We start from the raw sequence: 15,317 nt of genomic DNA on the forward strand, positions 1-15,317 counted from the left end.
TAGAACATATATGGAACACATGGCCCAGCTTTCCGTCATAGAACGTCTCGAAATCCTCGCCGATGCCGCGAAATACGATGCGTCCTGCGCTTCATCGGGCACGGCGAAGAAGAACAGTATCGGCGGCAAGGGCATCGGTTCAACGGAAGGCATGGGCATCTGCCATGCCTATGCGCCGGATGGGCGGTGCATTTCGCTTCTGAAGATCCTGCTGACCAATCACTGCATTTTCGATTGCCATTATTGCATCAACCGCAAGAGTTCGAACGTGCGGCGCGCGAAGTTTACTCCGCAGGAAGTTGCGGATCTGACGATCAGCTTCTACCGCCGCAATTATATCGAGGGGCTGTTCCTCTCTTCGGGCATTGTCAAAAGTTCCGATCACACCATGGAACAGATGATAGAAACGGCCCGTATCCTGCGGGAAGAATACGATTTTCGCGGTTACATCCACCTCAAGACCATCCCCGAAGCGGACCCGCAGCTGACCTACCGCGCAGGGCTTTATGCCGACCGCGTATCCATTAATGTGGAATTGCCGACCGATGCCGGGCTGACCCGCCTCGCGCCCGACAAGAACTCCCGCCAGATTGAAGGCGCGATGGGCGGCGTGAAGGACAGTATCGTCGAGGCGAAGGATGCGCGGAAGCGTTTTCGCCATGCGCCTCGCTTTGCCCCGGCCGGGCAATCGACTCAGATGATTGTCGGGGCGGATGCTGCCAGCGACGCCGATATCGTCGGCAAGGCTAGCCGGCTCTACGACAGCTTTGGCCTGCGCCGGGTGTATTATTCCGCTTTCAGCCCCATTCCCGATGCCAGCGCGGTCCTGCCGCTGAAGCGTCCGCCGCTGATCCGCGAACACCGGCTTTATCAGTCCGACTGGCTGATGCGTTTCTACGGCTACAAGCCCAGCGAAGTCATGCAGGCGACGGGTGATGACGGCAATCTGCCGCTCGATATTGATCCGAAGCTCGCTTGGGCGCTGAAGTTCCGGGAAAGCTTCCCGCTCGACGTCAACCGCGCCTCGCGTGAAATGCTGCTGCGCGTGCCCGGTCTGGGTGTTCGCGCGGTGAACCAGATCATTGCCGCTCGCCGCCATCGCACCCTGCGCCTCGACGACGTCGGCAAGCTGACCGTTTCCGTGACCAAGGTCCGCCCCTTCATCATCACGGCGGATTGGCGGCCCACCACATTGACGGATCGTGCCGACCTTCGCAGCCTGCTTGCACCGAAGCAGGAGCAGCTGGAGCTGTTCGCGGCATGATACCGGCACAGCGCATCAGGGCGGATACACGCTATGTCATACAATTGCCGGAGCCTGACGATTTCGGCTTCTGGCGCGAACGCGCACGCGCGCTGGTGCAATGCGACGTGCCGCCCGACCGCATCGCCTGGGTCGAACCCGGCGGATCGGGCGATTTGTTCGGTCGTGGCGATTTACGCGTGCCGTCCCCTCCGGCAGATGCGCCGCAGATCCGCGTAAGCCGCCGTTTCCTGCAACTGGCGAAGAATGCGGCACTGCATTCCGACCCCGAACGCTTTGCGCTGCTCTACCGGCTGCTGTGGCGACACCAGGCCAATGGCCGGGTCATGGAAGACAAGGCCGACAATGATGTCCGGCGATTGGAAGATCTCGACCGCAGCGTTCGCCGCGACAGCCACAAGATGCATGCCTTCGTCCGCTTCCGGGTGGTGGAGGATGAAGGCGTCGAAGGCTCGGGCGATGAACATTACGTCGCCTGGTTCGAACCCGATCACCACATAGTCAGGGCTAATGCCGGTTTCTTCGTCAGGCGCTTTGCCAATATGAAATGGTCGATCCTGACGCCGCGGCTCAGCCTGCATTGGGATGGCGAGACCATGCGGGAAGGACCGGCGGCAGAGCGCGGCGATGCGCCTTCGGGCGATCCTGCCGAAGATCTGTGGCGCAAATATTATGCGTCCATCTTCAACCCGGCGCGTTTGAAGGTCGGGGCGATGCTGAAGGAAATGCCCCGCAAATATTGGAAGAACATGCCCGAAGCCGCCCTGATACCGGAACTGGTGGCAGGGGCGCAGCAACGGGAAAGCACGATGGTGGATGCAGGAACGCTGGAATTCGAGGAACGACCTGAAACGCTGGCCGCGATAGACAAGGCGATCCACGCCTGCCGGAAATGTCCGATCGGCGAACTCGACAATCATGCCGTCATGGGGGAAGGGCCACAGGATGCTGCCCTGATGATCGTCGGCGAACAGCCGGGCGACCAGGAAGACCAGAGCGGGCGGCCCTTCATCGGGCCGGCCGGACAATTGCTCGATGTGCATCTCGAACGTGCGGGGATTGACCGCGGCAAGGCCTATGTCACCAACACCGTCAAGCATTTCAAATATGTCCAGCGCGGCAAACGCCGGTTGCACCAGTCGCCCAATGCCAAGGAGATCGATACCTGCCGCTGGTGGGTGGAAAGCGAACGCGCGATCGTGCAGCCGAAGCTGCTGCTTGCCATGGGGGCCAGCGCCGCGCGCGGCATGCTGGGCAAGACCGTCAGCATTACCAAAGCACGCGGAACGCCGCAGATGCTGGAAGACGGAAGCGAATTGTGGATTACGGCGCATCCTTCCTATCTTCTGCGCCTTGATGGAGAAGCGCGGGAGAAGCAGGAACGCCTGTTCGATGCCGATCTGGCGGCAGTGGCACAGCGGCTTGCCGAAATGGCCGATAGCTGATCCTGTGAAACGACCATGCCTGACGCTCCGCTCACACCCGGAAAGCGCCGGATCGATTGCGATCCGTCTGGCGTAGAACCACCCCTTCGCGCGCCATTCGTCGAATTGGGGCTGCTGAGCTGTTTCAGTTTCCTGCGCGGGGCATCGGATGCTGTCGATCTGGTCCTGACCGCCCGATCGCTTGGGTATGACGCCATCGGGATTGCCGATGCGAACTCCATGGCGGGCGTGGTTCGCATTCACACGGAGGCAAAAACCCTTAAGCTTAAACCACTTATCGGAAGCAGAATAGAAACTGTCGAAGGTTTTGCGTTCCTGGCTTATCCCAGCGACCGGGCAGCCTATGGGCGTTTATGTACCCTGATCTCAGCAGGCCGAATGCGTACGCTGGAGGGGGAATGGCAGGCGAAAGGCGAATGCGCCATTTCCCTCACCATGCTGGCGGACCATTCCGAAGGTGTGCAATTGATCGCCCTGCCGCCGCCCGATCTGGAGCAGCGTTTCACCATGCCGGCTTGGGCTGGCAATGTAGTGGCACTGGATGGCAGGGCCATCGACCATGACGTCAGCGGTCGGTTCACCGACCTGCTGCCGCATCTTGCCGCTGGCCTGCCGACATTGCGCCATCTTGCCGCCAGCTATCTGTATCAGGCTGACGACATTGCGCGGATCGACCGCCTTGATGCTCTTGCGCGGGCGAACGGCCTTGGTTTGCTGGCGACGAATGACGTGCATTACCACGCCCCTGACCGCCGGCCGCTTCAGGACGTGATGACGGCGATCCGCCACAAGACTACGGTCGCCCGGGCAGGCCATTTGCTGCACGCCAATGCCGAACGGCACCTGAAAAGCCCAGCTGACATGGCGGCGATGTTTGCCCGCTGGCCTCATGCGATCACGGCATCGCGGGCCATCGCCGATGCCTGCATCTTCAGCCTGGACGAATTGCGCTACGAATATCCCGAGGCGATCTATCCCGACAGCATGACGCCCCAGCAATATCTGGTCGAGCAATCATGGGAAGGCGCAAAGTGGCGCTATCCCAATGGCTTGCCGGACAACGTTCGGCAGACGATCGAAAGGGAACTTGCCCTGATCGGCAAGCTCGACCTCGCTTGTTACTTCCTGACCATCAAGGACATCGTCGATTTCGCACGCGGAGTTGACCCCCCGATATTATGCCAGGGGCGAGGAAGCGCCGCCAATTCGGCGGTGTGCTATTGCCTCGGCATCACCTCGGTCGATCCGGCGAAACATGCCCTGCTGTTCGACCGCTTCATATCGGAGGAGCGCAAGGAACCGCCCGATATCGATGTCGATTTCGAACATGAGCGCCGCGAAGAGGTCATCCAGCATATCTATGCGAAATACGGGCGGCACCGGGCAGGGCTGTGCGCCACCGTCATTCATTACCGTCCCCGCATGGCCATTCGCGAGGTGGGCAAGGCCATGGGCCTTTCCGATGACGTCACATCGGCACTGGCGCGTACCGTATGGGGTGGCCACGGGCGCGAGATTGGCGAAAAACATGTCGAGGAAACCGGCCTCGACATCATGGACCCGCATCTAAGGCGGGTTCTCATATTGACCGAACAAATGATTGGAATGCCTCGGCATTTATCCCAGCATGTCGGCGGTTTCATCCTGACGGAAAGCCGTCTTACCGAAACGGTGCCCATCGGCAATGGCGCCATGCCGGATCGCAGTTTCATCGAGTGGGACAAGGACGATATCGAGGCCTTGGGCATCTTGAAGGTCGATGTTCTGGCGCTTGGCATGCTGACCTGCATCCGCAAGTGCCTCGATCTGCTGGAGGAACATCACGACCGGCACCTGGAGCTCGCTACCGTGCCGAGGGAGGATCCGGAAGTCTATGCCATGCTGCGCAAGGGCGACTCGCTCGGTGTGTTCCAGGTGGAGAGCCGGGCGCAGATGAACATGCTGCCGCGCCTGCGCCCGCGTGAATTCTACGATCTGGTGGTTCAGGTGGCCATCGTGCGCCCGGGTCCGATCCAGGGCGACATGGTCCACCCTTACCTCAAACGTCGCCGGGGCGAGGAGAACGTGATTATCCCGGCGCCCAGTCCCGAGCATGGGCCGCCGGATGAGCTGTCCTCGATCCTTGAGCGCACCCTCGGCGTGCCCATTTTCCAGGAACAGGCGATGAAGATCGCTCTGGATGCGGCGAAGTTCAGCAGTCTTGAAGCCAACCGGCTGCGCAAGGCGATGGCCACTTTCCGCAGCCGGGGAATGGTCGATGAATTGCAGGACATGATGGTGGAACGCATGGTGGGTCGCGGCTACGACCGTGAATTCGCGCAGCGCTGCTTCAACCAGATCCGCGGTTTCGGCGAATATGGATTTCCGGAAAGCCATGCCGCCAGTTTTGCGCATCTTGTCTATGTCTCCAGCTGGCTGAAATGCCATTTCCCGGCCGCCTTTTGCTGCGCCCTGCTGAACTCGCAGCCTATGGGCTTCTATGCCCCGGCGCAGATCGTGCGCGATGCGGTGGAGCATGACGTCGCGATCCTGCCGGTGGATGTGAACCGGTCCGAGTGGGATTGCACCCTGGAGCAACGCAGCGTCCCTTCCGGGCCAGGCGGCGAAAATCGGGGGAAGCGGAACGTCGCCGTGCGATTGGGGCTGAGGCAAATCGACGGCTTGCCCGAACATGTGGCCGCGCAGCTGGTGACGGTTCGCGCGGAAACTGGGGTCTATCGCGATGTCGCCGCTTTGCGTGACCGGGCACGGATCAGCCCTGCGCATATCGAGCGTCTGGCATCTGCCGATTGCTTCGGTTCGCTCGACCTGCCGCGGCGCCAGGCGCTGTGGGATGCGCGCAGCCTGCACGGCGGGGTCGATCTGCCCCTGTTCCAATTCGCGGAATCGCGGGACGAGGGGGCGGAGGCATCGCGCACCGCATTGCCCCACATGCCCTTGTCGGAAGAGGTCGTGGCCGATTACCAGACCCAGCGCCTCAGCCTCAAGGCGCATCCCATGGCATTCCTGCGGGCCGGACTGGCCGAGCGAGGCTTCGTGCGCGCGTGCGATTTGCGGGACCGGAAGTTCCGGTCCATGGTACAGGTTGCAGGTGTCGTGCTGATCCGCCAGCGGCCAGGGTCGGCCAAGGGCGTATGCTTCATCACGCTGGAGGATGAGACAGGAGTCATCAATCTCGTGGTGTGGCCCGACCTCAAGGAAAAACAGCGCAAGGTGGTCATGGGGGCGCGGCTGATGGAAGTGCGCGGGCGGGTCGAATATGATGATGAGGTCATTCACGTCATTGCCCAGCACATGACCGACGCGACAGTGCGCCTGCATGAATTGTCGGACGATCTGCTGAACGCTCCCGTTGCCCGGGCCGATCATTGCAACAGCCCGCTATCGGCCAAGCTCAACCCGAGGGACGATCTGCGGTCCGGCAGCGACGATCCCTATCCGGCACCGGCCCCGGAGCCTTTCCAGCCCCCGGCGAACAATCGCGAATGCGGTTTTCATGGCGGGCACCCGCGCGATGCCTGTATCATTCCCAAATCCCGTGATTTTCATTGAAGCCTCGCCACACCATCTCGTGGCGGATCGGGCGATTTGCAGCGGACCGCCGGTTGCTGGCCCTGCTGATCTTCATCGCCATTCTGCTCGCGGCCATGGCGTGGTTGCGCGACAATCCGCAGCATGACCCGTGGGCACCGCTCGACCTCAGGGATCCGGATGGGTTCGCGACCGCCGCTAAATGGAGCAGTCTGAGAGAAGATGTGCAGATATGTCAGCAGGTTCTGGAAAGAAGTGCGATTGAATTCAAAGTTCTGGAGCCTAGCGGCGTGGGGGCTTGCACGCGGCCCGACCGAGTAACTCTCGAGGACTCACCCTTGACGCCTTCCGCGCCCGTTGCCACCTGCGCGGTCAATGCCGCCATGACATCCTGGCTGCAGAAAACGGTCGAGCCGGCAGCGCTGGACATCATGAACTCACCGCTTGCGTCGGTACGTCATCTGGGCACCTATAGCTGCCGAAGGCTGTACGGCCGCAGCGAGGGCCGATGGAGTCAGCACGCCACCGGTAACGCCATTGATATTGCGGGCTTCGTTCTGGAAGACGGAACCGAGATCAGCATCGTATCGGACTGGGCGGAAGAGGCATCGACAGACCGCAAGGCGCGCTTTCTGCGCCGCGTGGGAAGCGGGGCCTGCGATGTATTCGGCACGGTCCTCTCACCCGATTACAACGAGGCCCATCGCGATCATTTCCATCTGGATCAGGCGCGCGGCAATCGGGGCGTCTGCCGCTAGGCTTCCAGCGAATATCCGGCAGAGCGCACGGTTCGAACCGGGTCGGGCGCGCCCTCTACCTCGATCGCCTTGCGGAGCCGCCTGATGTGCACATCGACCGTGCGCAACTCGATATCGCTGCCCGTACCCCAAACGCCATCAAGCAGCTGACCGCGGCTGAACACCCGGCCCGGGCTTTCCATCAGGAACTTGAGCAGGCGGTATTCCGTTGGGCCGAGTTGCACGACGCTGCCCCTGCGCTCCACGCGATGCGCCACCGGGTCCAACTTGATCTCGCCTACCGTAATCGCTTCGCCGGCCAGAACTGGCCGTATCCGGCGCATTACGGCAGCGACCCGCGCCAGCAACTCTCGCGGAGAGAACGGTTTGGTCAGATAATCGTCGGCGCCGGTGTCCAGCCCGCGTATCCGGTCGTCCTCCGCTTCTCGCGCGGTGAGCATGATGATTGGTACATGGGCGGTGGCCGCATCGCGGCGCAGGCGGCGGCATACTTCGATGCCGCTGGTTCCTTCGATCATCCAGTCCAGAATGACGAGGTCAGGCACATCTTCCGCTGCCAGGATAAGCGCTTCGTCGCCATCCGCTGTCGAACGGACGACGTAGCCTTCATTGCGGAACCGGAATTCGAGCAGGTCGCATAGGGAGGGATCGTCTTCGACCAGGAGCAGCTTGGCGGTGGGCAATGTCGGTCCCTCTTGTTTCCGTAGATGACCAGGCCGCTATATGGCTCGATTGCGACAACCGCGTGTCAAACCGCGCCTCAATTATCCTCGTCCGGCGGATAATCGCCGGTTGCCGCAAAATGGACCATTTCAGCGACATTGGTGGCATGATCCCCGATACGCTCGATGTTCTTGGCAACGAACAGAAGTTGAGCAGCGCTGCTGATGGTGGCGGGGTTTTCCACCATATGGCTCACCAGATTGCGGAAGATCGAATTGTAAAAGGCATCGACCTTGGCATCGGCCCTGATCACCTCCAACGCGAGTTCGGGGTCGCGGGAGGCATAGGCTGTCAGGACATCATGCACCATTTCAGCAGCGAGATCGCCCATGGCAGGAAGCAGAGTCAGCGGTTCGAAACGCTTGCGGCCCTCGATCTCGCCGACACGGCGCGCGATATTCTTCGCGTAATCGCCGATACGTTCGATCACGCCGGCAATCTTGAGGGCGGCGATGACTTCGCGCAAATCGTCTGCCATTGGCGCGCGCAGGGCGATGATCCTGACCGCCAGCTTGTCCACGTCAGTTTCGATAGCGTCTATCTTGCGGTCGCGCTTCACGACCTTTTCGGCAAGGCTCTCGTTCCCCTGCACCATCGCATCGAGCGACTCCTGAATCGACACTTCGGCCAGTCCGCCCATTTCGGCGATCAGGCCGCGCAGGCGAGTGATGTCCTCATCGAAAGCCTTGACTGTATGTTCGGGCATTAACCGTATCGTCCTGTGATGTAGTCCTGGGTACGCTTTTCCAGCGGATTGGTGAAGATGTCGGAAGTGCGGCCGTATTCCACCATCTTGCCGAGGTGGAAGAAAGCCGTCCGCTGCGACACACGCGCCGCCTGCTGCATGGAGTGGGTGACGATAACGATGGCATAGCGGCCATTCAGCTCGCCGATCAGCTCCTCGATCTTCGCCGTGGCGATGGGGTCAAGTGCAGAGCAGGGCTCGTCCATCAGGATGACTTCGGGGTCTACTGCAATGGCGCGGGCAATGCAAAGCCGCTGCTGCTGGCCACCGGACAAGGCGGTGCCGCTGTCATTCAGGCGGTCCTTCACCTCGTTCCAGAGCCCGGCGCGCTTGAGGGACTTCTCGACAATGGCATCCAGCTCGTCCTTGCCATCGGCAGTGCCGTGGATCTTCGGACCGTAGGCGATGTTGTCGTAGATCGATTTCGGGAACGGATTGGGCTTCTGGAACACCATGCCGACACGGGCGCGCAATTGCACTACGTCCATGCGCGAGCGGTAGATGTCCTCGCCATCAAGCTCGATCTCGCCCTCGACCCGCGCAGAGGCGATAGTGTCGTTCATACGATTGAGAGTGCGCAGGAAAGTCGATTTCCCGCACCCGGATGGGCCGATGAAGGCCGTCACATATTCGGTCGGTATATCGATCGAAACGTCGTCGATCGCTTTCTTGTCGCCGTAAAAGACGCTGACGTTCCGCGCGCTCATCTTCGCTTCGGTCGTCTGCAGATTTTGATGGATTACAGTCACCAGCTCTTCTCGAATCGGTTGCGCAGATAAATGGCGAGGCCGTTCATCAGCAGGAGGAACAGCAGTAGCACGATAATGGCCGCACTCGTGCGTTCTACAAAGCTGCGGTCGATCTCGTCCGACCACAAAAAGATTTGTACCGGCAGCACCGTCGCGGGCGAGGTGAAGCCTTCGGGGGGCGTTGCCACGAAGGCCCGCATGCCAATCATCAGCAGCGGCGCGGTTTCGCCGAGAGCGCGGGCCATGCCGATAATGGTACCGGTCAGAATGCCCGGCAAGGCAAGTGGCAGCACGTGGTGAAACACCACCTGCACCGGACTGGCCCCGATTGCGAGCGCCCCGTCGCGGATCGACGGCGGAACGGCCTTGATGGCGTTTCGGCCAGAGATGACGATGACCGGCATCGTCATCAGGGCCAGGGTCATGCCCCCGATCAGCGGAGCGGATCGCAGATTGGGGAAGATCCACAGGAAAACGGCAAGGCCCAGCAGACCGAAGATGATCGATGGGACTGCGGCAAGATTGTTGATCGAAACTTCGATTATGTCGGTCCAGCGGTTACGCGGCGCATATTCCTCGAGGTACAGCGCGGCGAGTACGCCGATAGGGAATGCAAGTGCCAGCGTGACCAGCATTGTCAGGATCGAACCCTTCAACGCGCCCCAGATACCGACCATCTGCGGGTTGGTCGCATCCGCGCGGGCAAGGAAGCCGAGGTCCAGGCGATTGTCGAGGATACCCTGCGCTTCAAGTCGGTCGGCCAGCGCGCGGAGTTCAGGCGATCCCTCCCCGGCCAATCCGCTGGCCAGGCCGGCGCTGGCGGGCAGCCACATGGTCTGGCTTGTCTGGAGGATAGAGGGATCGCCGACAATCTCCTGCCCCACGACCCGCCATGCTTCGGCATTGAGAGCCTCGTCAGCGAAATCGCCCAGCGCCTGTTCCGCGCTGAATTCGACCAGTTCAGGCAATCCCTGCATCTCGAGCGACTGCACGGCGTTAGGCTGCGCCATGGCGACCGGATCGGCGCTGATGCCAGCTTGAGTAAAGTCGATCTGCACGCGCAATTCGGCGCGCTGAAACCCGCCAATTCCATTGATTGTCATGGTGACCAGGAGAATCGCCAGCACCAGCATGGAAAAGACCACGGCAGCGAGGCCGGCACGCTTGAACCATCTTTCGGTCGCGTAACGCTTCTTCAGCCGCGCTTCGAAGGCGGAGGAGCGGGTAGGGTCGATAGTCCTGCTCATGATCTCACTCATAGGCCTCGCGGAAGCGCTTCACGACGCGCAGCGCGAAGAAGTTCAGCGCCAGCGTCACGAGAAACAAGACGAAGCCGAGTGCAAAGGCGCTCAGCGTCGCGGGATGGTCGAAGCTGCCTTCGCCTGTCAGCATGGCGACGATCTGGAAGGTAACCGTCGTCATGGCCTCCAGCGGATTGGCAGTGAGGTTTGCGGCAGCACCCGCAGCCATCACCACGATCATCGTTTCACCGATGGCGCGGCTGATGGCCAGCATCACGCCGGCAACGATGCCGGGGAGTGCAGCCGGCACCAGAACCTTGCGGATAGTCTCCGACGTGGTGGCACCCATCGCAAGGCTGCCGTCGCGCATGGCGCTGGGAACAGCGGCAATCGAATCGTCCGCCATGGAAGAGACGAAGGGAATGATCATCACGCCCATCACCAGTCCTGCGGCCAGCGCACTCTCGCTCGACGCATTGCTGATGCCCACGGACAAGGCGACGTCGCGAATGGCCGGCGCGACCGTCAGTGCCGCGAAATAGCCGTAGACCACGGTAGGTACGCCCGCGAGGATCTCGAGCATGGGCTTGAGCCAGCGGCGCCAGCTGGGCCGCGCATATTGGGTGAGATAGATCGCACTCATCAGGCCGAGCGGAATGGCGACGATCATGGCGATGATAGCGCCAATGTAGATGGTCCCCCAGAACAGCGGAATGGCGCCATAACGTGAAGGATCGGGAGATTCGGCGCTGCTCATGGGGTCGGGGCCCCATTGCGTTCCGAACAGGAAATCGATGGGATTGACCATCCCGAAGAAGCGCACAGTTTCGAAAACGAGGCTGACGATAATTCCAAGCGTCGTCAGAATCGCGACGAGCGATGCAAGTAGCAGCACCGCCATGACGATCTTTTCGACCCGGTTGCGGGCGGCGAAATCAGGCTTGAGGCGGAGGAAGGCGAAGGCCCCTGCCAGAAAGGCGATGACCAGAGTGACGATGAGGCCGATCGTGCCGTAGTACGACATCGCGTCGCGATAAGGCTCGATGAAGGCGCGCGCTTCGGGGTTGAACACGCCCTGCGCGGCTCCGGTCGCCACTGCCCGGGCATCGCTGAGAATGGCCTGCCGCTTGAACCCGAAGGGCGGCAGTTCGCTGGCGGCAGGTGTCGCAAGGACCGATTGCGTCACCAGCTGCGGCGACAGGGCGCCCCAGACTGCGATGAACAGCGTGACGGGAATCACGATCCATAATGCGACGTACCAGGCATGGTAGGTGGGCCGGGAAGCGATCCGTCCATCGGCGCTGCTGCGCTGGAAGCTCCAGGCCCGGGCACGCGCGGCGAGCCAGCCAGCGAGGCCAAGCGCAAGTGCGAGCAGGAGAAGAATAATGGGGGACATAAATTAGCGCATCATGCCTGAAAGGAGGGCTGTTCCGATTGGTGCGTTTGCCATTGCCGGGGCGTTGTTGGGCTTACATGACAGTATCATGACAGTTTGACGACATCATCGGCCACAGCTTTGGACGGGATACGCACGGTTACCGTCGTTCCCTCACCCCGAACGCTCTCGATATCGAGCCTTCCGCGGTGGCGTTCGACGATGTGTTTGACGATTGCGAGGCCCAGTCCGGTGCCTCCTGACGCCCGGCTGCGGCCCGGATCCGTGCGGTAGAACCGGCGAGTCAGGTGAGGCAGGTGCTCCGCCGCGATTCCTTCGCCGCGATCCTTCACGGTAAGGGTCGCTTCACCCTTGCCGGACGTATCCACCGTTACGCTGACCGTTTTGTCGTCATCGCCATATTTCAGCGCATTATCGACCAGGTTTCGAACGAGTTGCTCCACCTGCTGACTGTCGCCGGCGATCAGGACCGGCGAATCGCATTGAAGTTCCAACCGATCCGATCGCTCGCTGCCGGCTGCGTCACGGGCGGCGCGTTCCACCAGGTTTGCGAAGCCGATTTCCTCGTCTGGCTGGTCGTGCTTCTCCGCTTCCACTCGTGACAGGGACATCAGATCCTCGACCAGATGTTGCAGGCGGCGAGCTTCGCGAGCAATCGTCGCGAGGAACTTGTTCGATGTTTCGCTGTCGAGCGAGCCGGGTGATTCCAGCAGCGTTTCCACATAGCCGATGATCGACGCCAACGGCGTGCGCAATTCATGGCTGGCATTGGCAACGAAATCGGTATGGGCCCGGCTGATGTCAGCTTCGGATGTGCGGTTCACGAGTTCGATCACTGCGAAACCGTCACCGATCGGCTGACGGTTCATGCTCCAGATGTCCCGCCGCCGTTCCAACCCGCGAATAATGGCACTCCCCGCAGCGTCGCGGCCGAGCAGGGCGATGGCTTCGGGATGCCTGAAGGCGACGCGCGCGTCCTGATCGACGAGATGACTGCCGAGCAGCCTGCGTGCCGACAAATTGGCAGTCGTGACCCTGCTGCCCTGCGTCAACAGCATGGGCGTTGCCGAATGTTCGATAAGATCGCCGACGCTCGCGCGGGTGAACACGCCATCGCCGTCGCTGCGTTCCGGCTGCGGCGGCTTGGGTGAGCCGAGCCAGAGAGTGCCTATCCAGATCGCGAATACGATGAGTGCGATGTAAAAACTGACGCCCGCCAGAACCATGCCGATTGCACTGACCAGGGCAAGCGCCAAGGCGGGCCGGGACAAGGTGGGGCGCTGCTTCATGCTGGATAGCGCCTTAGCCATCAATTTCGACGAGGGCCAGAGGAGCGGCGCAACATGTGAATAAGTCGGCAGAATGCACACCATGAAAATGGTGGAGCAGGGCCGATTGCGCGCTAAATCTGGAGAAATGCGCAACCGGTGGTGACCCCTACGGGAATCGAACCCGTGTTTCAGCCGTGAAAGGGCCGCGTCCTAACCGCTAGACGAAGGGGCCATGCCAGTGTTTGAACCGGTGGCGTGGCGGCGCAATTAGGTCGGTGTGGCTCTGGGGTCAAGCCCGTGCGAACAGGAAAAGGGGCTGGGGGCGAAAAAAGATTGGTCGAGGGCCGCTGATCTTGCGCAACTGCTGCCTCAATCTGCCCATGCCGCGTCTTCCAGGTGCAGTTCCGCCTGTGTGCGATTGCCCCAGTCGTCTATCTTTGCACGGCCTGCCAGCCACAGCTTCCGGCCGCGTGAGGCATGAAGCAGGGTTTGGCCCATCTCGGATTCCGCGGCTCGGAAAGCGATGGCCTTGAACGAGGCTCCATCATTCCCGCTTGCGACAAGGCGCACGTGATCGTTCCCCACCATGTCGGCCTTCACGAGGTGAACGGGGCCGACCGCAACACGAGGGCCGGGCCAACCGACGCCGTAAGGTCCAGCGCTTTCCAGAGTCTCGACAAGCTGCGGTGTCAGGCCGGATGGGGCGATGGAAAGGTCCAGTTTCATGACTGCCGAGGCGCTGGCGCGCGAGACTGCGGCTGACAGTCGTTCGTCCAGCCAGTCGGCCAGCGCATCGATACTGTCGCCCATCACGGTCAGTCCCGCCGCCATGGCATGACCGCCGCCGGCGACCAGCAGCCCGTGTTCGCGGGCAGCAATGATCGCCGCGCCCAGGTCCACGCCGGCGATCGACCGGCCGGATCCCTTGCCTTCAGCCGAGCTTGCATCCCTGGCGATGACCAATACCGGCTTGCCGGTCTTCTCCTTCAGGCGGCCAGCGACGATGCCGATCACTCCGGGGTGCCAGCCGTCTCCGCTCACCACGATAACCGACCGGTTATGCTGCTTTTCCGCCAATGCTTCTGCAGCTTGCTGAACTTCCGCCTCGATCGTGCGGCGATCTTCGTTCAGTTCCGAAAGCTGTGCCGCGATGGCGCGTGCCTCGTCAGGATCGTCGGTTACCAGCAGCCGCACACCCAGAGTGGATTCGCCGACCCGCCCGCCCGCGTTGATGCGGGGGCCGAGTGCAAATCCGAGATCGCTGCAGACTGGCGCGCGTTTCAGTCGGCTCGCATCGATAAGCGCCGCCATGCCGATATTATCGCGGTGGGCCATGACCTTGAGGCCCTGCGCCACGAGCGCACGGTTCAACCCGTGGAGTGCCGCCACGTCGGCAACCGTGCCCAGTGCCACCAGATCGAGCAGTGCCATCAGATTGGGCTCTGCCTTGCCTGCGAAGTAGCCGCGCTGCCGCAACGTCCGGCAAACCGCGATCGCGAGCAGGAATGCGACGCCCACGGCAGCGAGGTGCCCGTGGCTTGCGCCGATTTCGCTCTCGTCCAGCCGGTTTGGGTTCACCATTGCCACCGTGCGCGGCAGTTCCGCAGAGCATTTGTGATGATCGACCACGATCACGTCCACGCCGGCGTCATGCGCTTTTTGCAGTGCCGAATGGGCCATCGCCCCGCAATCGACCGTCACGATCAGGCTCGAACCCTGTTCAGCGAGCTTGACCAGCGCCGCTCCGCTCGGGCCGTATCCTTCCAGCAGACGATCGGGAATGTAATATCCCGCTTCGTGCCCCAGCATTCTGAACAGCCGGATCAGCAATGCCGAACTGGTGGCACCGTCCACGTCGTAATCGCCGTAGATCGTGACGATTTCGCGAGTCAGTACCGCCTGAGCAATCCGATCGGCAGCGCTCTCCATGTCCTGAAACTGCGACGGATCGGGCAGGAAATTGCGCAGCGTCGGATTGCGATGCATGTCGAGTTCTTCGCGCGCCACACCGCGCGAGAAGAGCAGCTGCGTCACAATGTCGCCGTCACCATATTGCCCGCCAGACAGGGCCATGTTGCCGCCGCGCCATTGCCATGCGCGGCCGGATAGGGATTTGTCGACGCCGAATACGGAAGAATATGCGCTGGATGCCATGGCGCCTCTCTACAGGAACAGACTGCGTATCGAAAGCGCG

At 61.6% G+C, this 15,317-nt stretch carries 11 protein-coding genes and 1 tRNA gene; 4 read left to right on the top strand and 8 right to left on the bottom strand.

Going from position 1 to position 15,317, the window contains the following annotated elements; genetic code table 11:
• Nucleotides 1-19 precede the first annotated feature (19 nt).
• Genes G7A66_RS00385 through G7A66_RS00400 form a run of 4 tightly spaced genes read left to right on the top strand, consistent with a single transcriptional unit; the run spans nucleotide 20 to nucleotide 6,998 of the window.
• A complete protein-coding gene (locus tag G7A66_RS00385) occupies nucleotides 20-1,264 on the top strand; it encodes a putative DNA modification/repair radical SAM protein (RefSeq protein ID WP_174293727.1) in 1,245 nt (414 codons plus the stop codon).
• Nucleotides 1,261-2,709 (top strand): UdgX family uracil-DNA binding protein, encoded by a 1,449-nt coding sequence (locus G7A66_RS00390; RefSeq protein ID WP_174293728.1) that lies wholly within the window; start codon nucleotides 1,261-1,263, stop codon nucleotides 2,707-2,709. Before G7A66_RS00385 ends, G7A66_RS00390 begins: the two co-directional genes overlap by 4 nt.
• Nucleotides 2,710-2,724: 15 nt before the next feature.
• A complete protein-coding gene (locus tag G7A66_RS00395) occupies nucleotides 2,725-6,261 on the top strand; it encodes an error-prone DNA polymerase (protein ID WP_174293729.1) in 3,537 nt (1,178 codons plus the stop codon).
• Nucleotides 6,258-6,998, top strand: a complete 741-nt coding sequence (locus G7A66_RS00400) for an extensin-like domain-containing protein (RefSeq protein WP_232366552.1) — start codon at nucleotides 6,258-6,260, stop codon at nucleotides 6,996-6,998. The genes G7A66_RS00395 and G7A66_RS00400 overlap by 4 nt, the downstream gene beginning before the upstream one ends.
• Here G7A66_RS00400 and phoB read toward each other — a convergent pair.
• The 8 genes from phoB to recJ form a co-directional block, all read right to left on the bottom strand.
• The gene (phoB, locus tag G7A66_RS00405) at nucleotides 6,995-7,681 is read right to left on the bottom strand and encodes a phosphate regulon transcriptional regulator PhoB (RefSeq protein WP_174293730.1); all 687 of its coding nucleotides are present in this window, start codon (nucleotides 7,679-7,681) and stop codon (nucleotides 6,995-6,997) included. The two genes, G7A66_RS00400 and phoB, sit on opposite strands and share 4 nt — an antisense overlap.
• A gap of 77 nt (nucleotides 7,682-7,758) precedes the next feature.
• Nucleotides 7,759-8,427, bottom strand: a complete 669-nt coding sequence (gene phoU, locus G7A66_RS00410) for a phosphate signaling complex protein PhoU (protein ID WP_174293731.1) — start codon at nucleotides 8,425-8,427, stop codon at nucleotides 7,759-7,761.
• On the bottom strand, nucleotides 8,427-9,173 hold the full coding sequence (gene pstB / locus G7A66_RS00415) for a phosphate ABC transporter ATP-binding protein PstB (protein WP_216859253.1): 747 nt from the start codon (nucleotides 9,171-9,173) through the stop codon (nucleotides 8,427-8,429). The genes phoU and pstB overlap by 1 nt, the downstream gene beginning before the upstream one ends.
• Before the next feature lie 38 nt (nucleotides 9,174-9,211).
• Entirely contained in the window at nucleotides 9,212-10,462 is a 1,251-nt protein-coding gene (gene pstA, locus G7A66_RS00420; RefSeq protein ID WP_174293733.1) for a phosphate ABC transporter permease PstA, read from the bottom strand.
• 4 nt (nucleotides 10,463-10,466) lie between these two features.
• Nucleotides 10,467-11,852 (bottom strand): phosphate ABC transporter permease subunit PstC, encoded by a 1,386-nt coding sequence (gene pstC, locus G7A66_RS00425; protein WP_174293734.1) that lies wholly within the window; start codon nucleotides 11,850-11,852, stop codon nucleotides 10,467-10,469.
• An 86-nt stretch (nucleotides 11,853-11,938) separates the two neighbouring features.
• Nucleotides 11,939-13,141 (bottom strand): ATP-binding protein, encoded by a 1,203-nt coding sequence (locus tag G7A66_RS00430; protein ID WP_174293735.1) that lies wholly within the window; start codon nucleotides 13,139-13,141, stop codon nucleotides 11,939-11,941.
• A gap of 139 nt (nucleotides 13,142-13,280) precedes the next feature.
• A tRNA-Glu gene (locus tag G7A66_RS00435) sits at nucleotides 13,281-13,355 on the bottom strand.
• Between the two features lie 137 nt (nucleotides 13,356-13,492).
• On the bottom strand, nucleotides 13,493-15,277 hold the full coding sequence (gene recJ, locus G7A66_RS00440; RefSeq protein ID WP_174293736.1) for a single-stranded-DNA-specific exonuclease RecJ: 1,785 nt from the start codon (nucleotides 15,275-15,277) through the stop codon (nucleotides 13,493-13,495).
• Between the last annotated feature and the right edge of the window lie 40 nt (nucleotides 15,278-15,317).

This window comes from Alteripontixanthobacter muriae (genome assembly GCF_013336795.1).
Taxonomy (GTDB): Bacteria; Pseudomonadota; Alphaproteobacteria; order Sphingomonadales; family Sphingomonadaceae; genus Pseudopontixanthobacter; species Pseudopontixanthobacter muriae.

Excerpts from the sequence above, each read along its gene's own strand:
- G7A66_RS00385 (WP_174293727.1), top strand. The coding sequence starts at position 20 with ATGGCCCAGCTTTCCGTCATAGAACGTCTCGAAATCCTCGCCGATGCC.
- G7A66_RS00390 (WP_174293728.1), top strand. The coding sequence starts at position 1,261 with ATGATACCGGCACAGCGCATCAGGGCGGATACACGCTATGTCATACAA.
- G7A66_RS00395 (WP_174293729.1), top strand. The coding sequence starts at position 2,725 with ATGCCTGACGCTCCGCTCACACCCGGAAAGCGCCGGATCGATTGCGAT.
- phoU (WP_174293731.1), bottom strand. The coding sequence starts at position 8,427 with ATGCCCGAACATACAGTCAAGGCTTTCGATGAGGACATCACTCGCCTG.
- pstB (WP_216859253.1), bottom strand. The coding sequence starts at position 9,173 with ATGAGCGCGCGGAACGTCAGCGTCTTTTACGGCGACAAGAAAGCGATC.
- pstA (WP_174293733.1), bottom strand. The coding sequence starts at position 10,462 with ATGAGCAGGACTATCGACCCTACCCGCTCCTCCGCCTTCGAAGCGCGG.
- pstC (WP_174293734.1), bottom strand. The coding sequence starts at position 11,852 with ATGTCCCCCATTATTCTTCTCCTGCTCGCACTTGCGCTTGGCCTCGCT.
- G7A66_RS00430 (WP_174293735.1), bottom strand. The coding sequence starts at position 13,141 with ATGAAGCAGCGCCCCACCTTGTCCCGGCCCGCCTTGGCGCTTGCCCTG.
- recJ (WP_174293736.1), bottom strand. The coding sequence starts at position 15,277 with ATGGCATCCAGCGCATATTCTTCCGTATTCGGCGTCGACAAATCCCTA.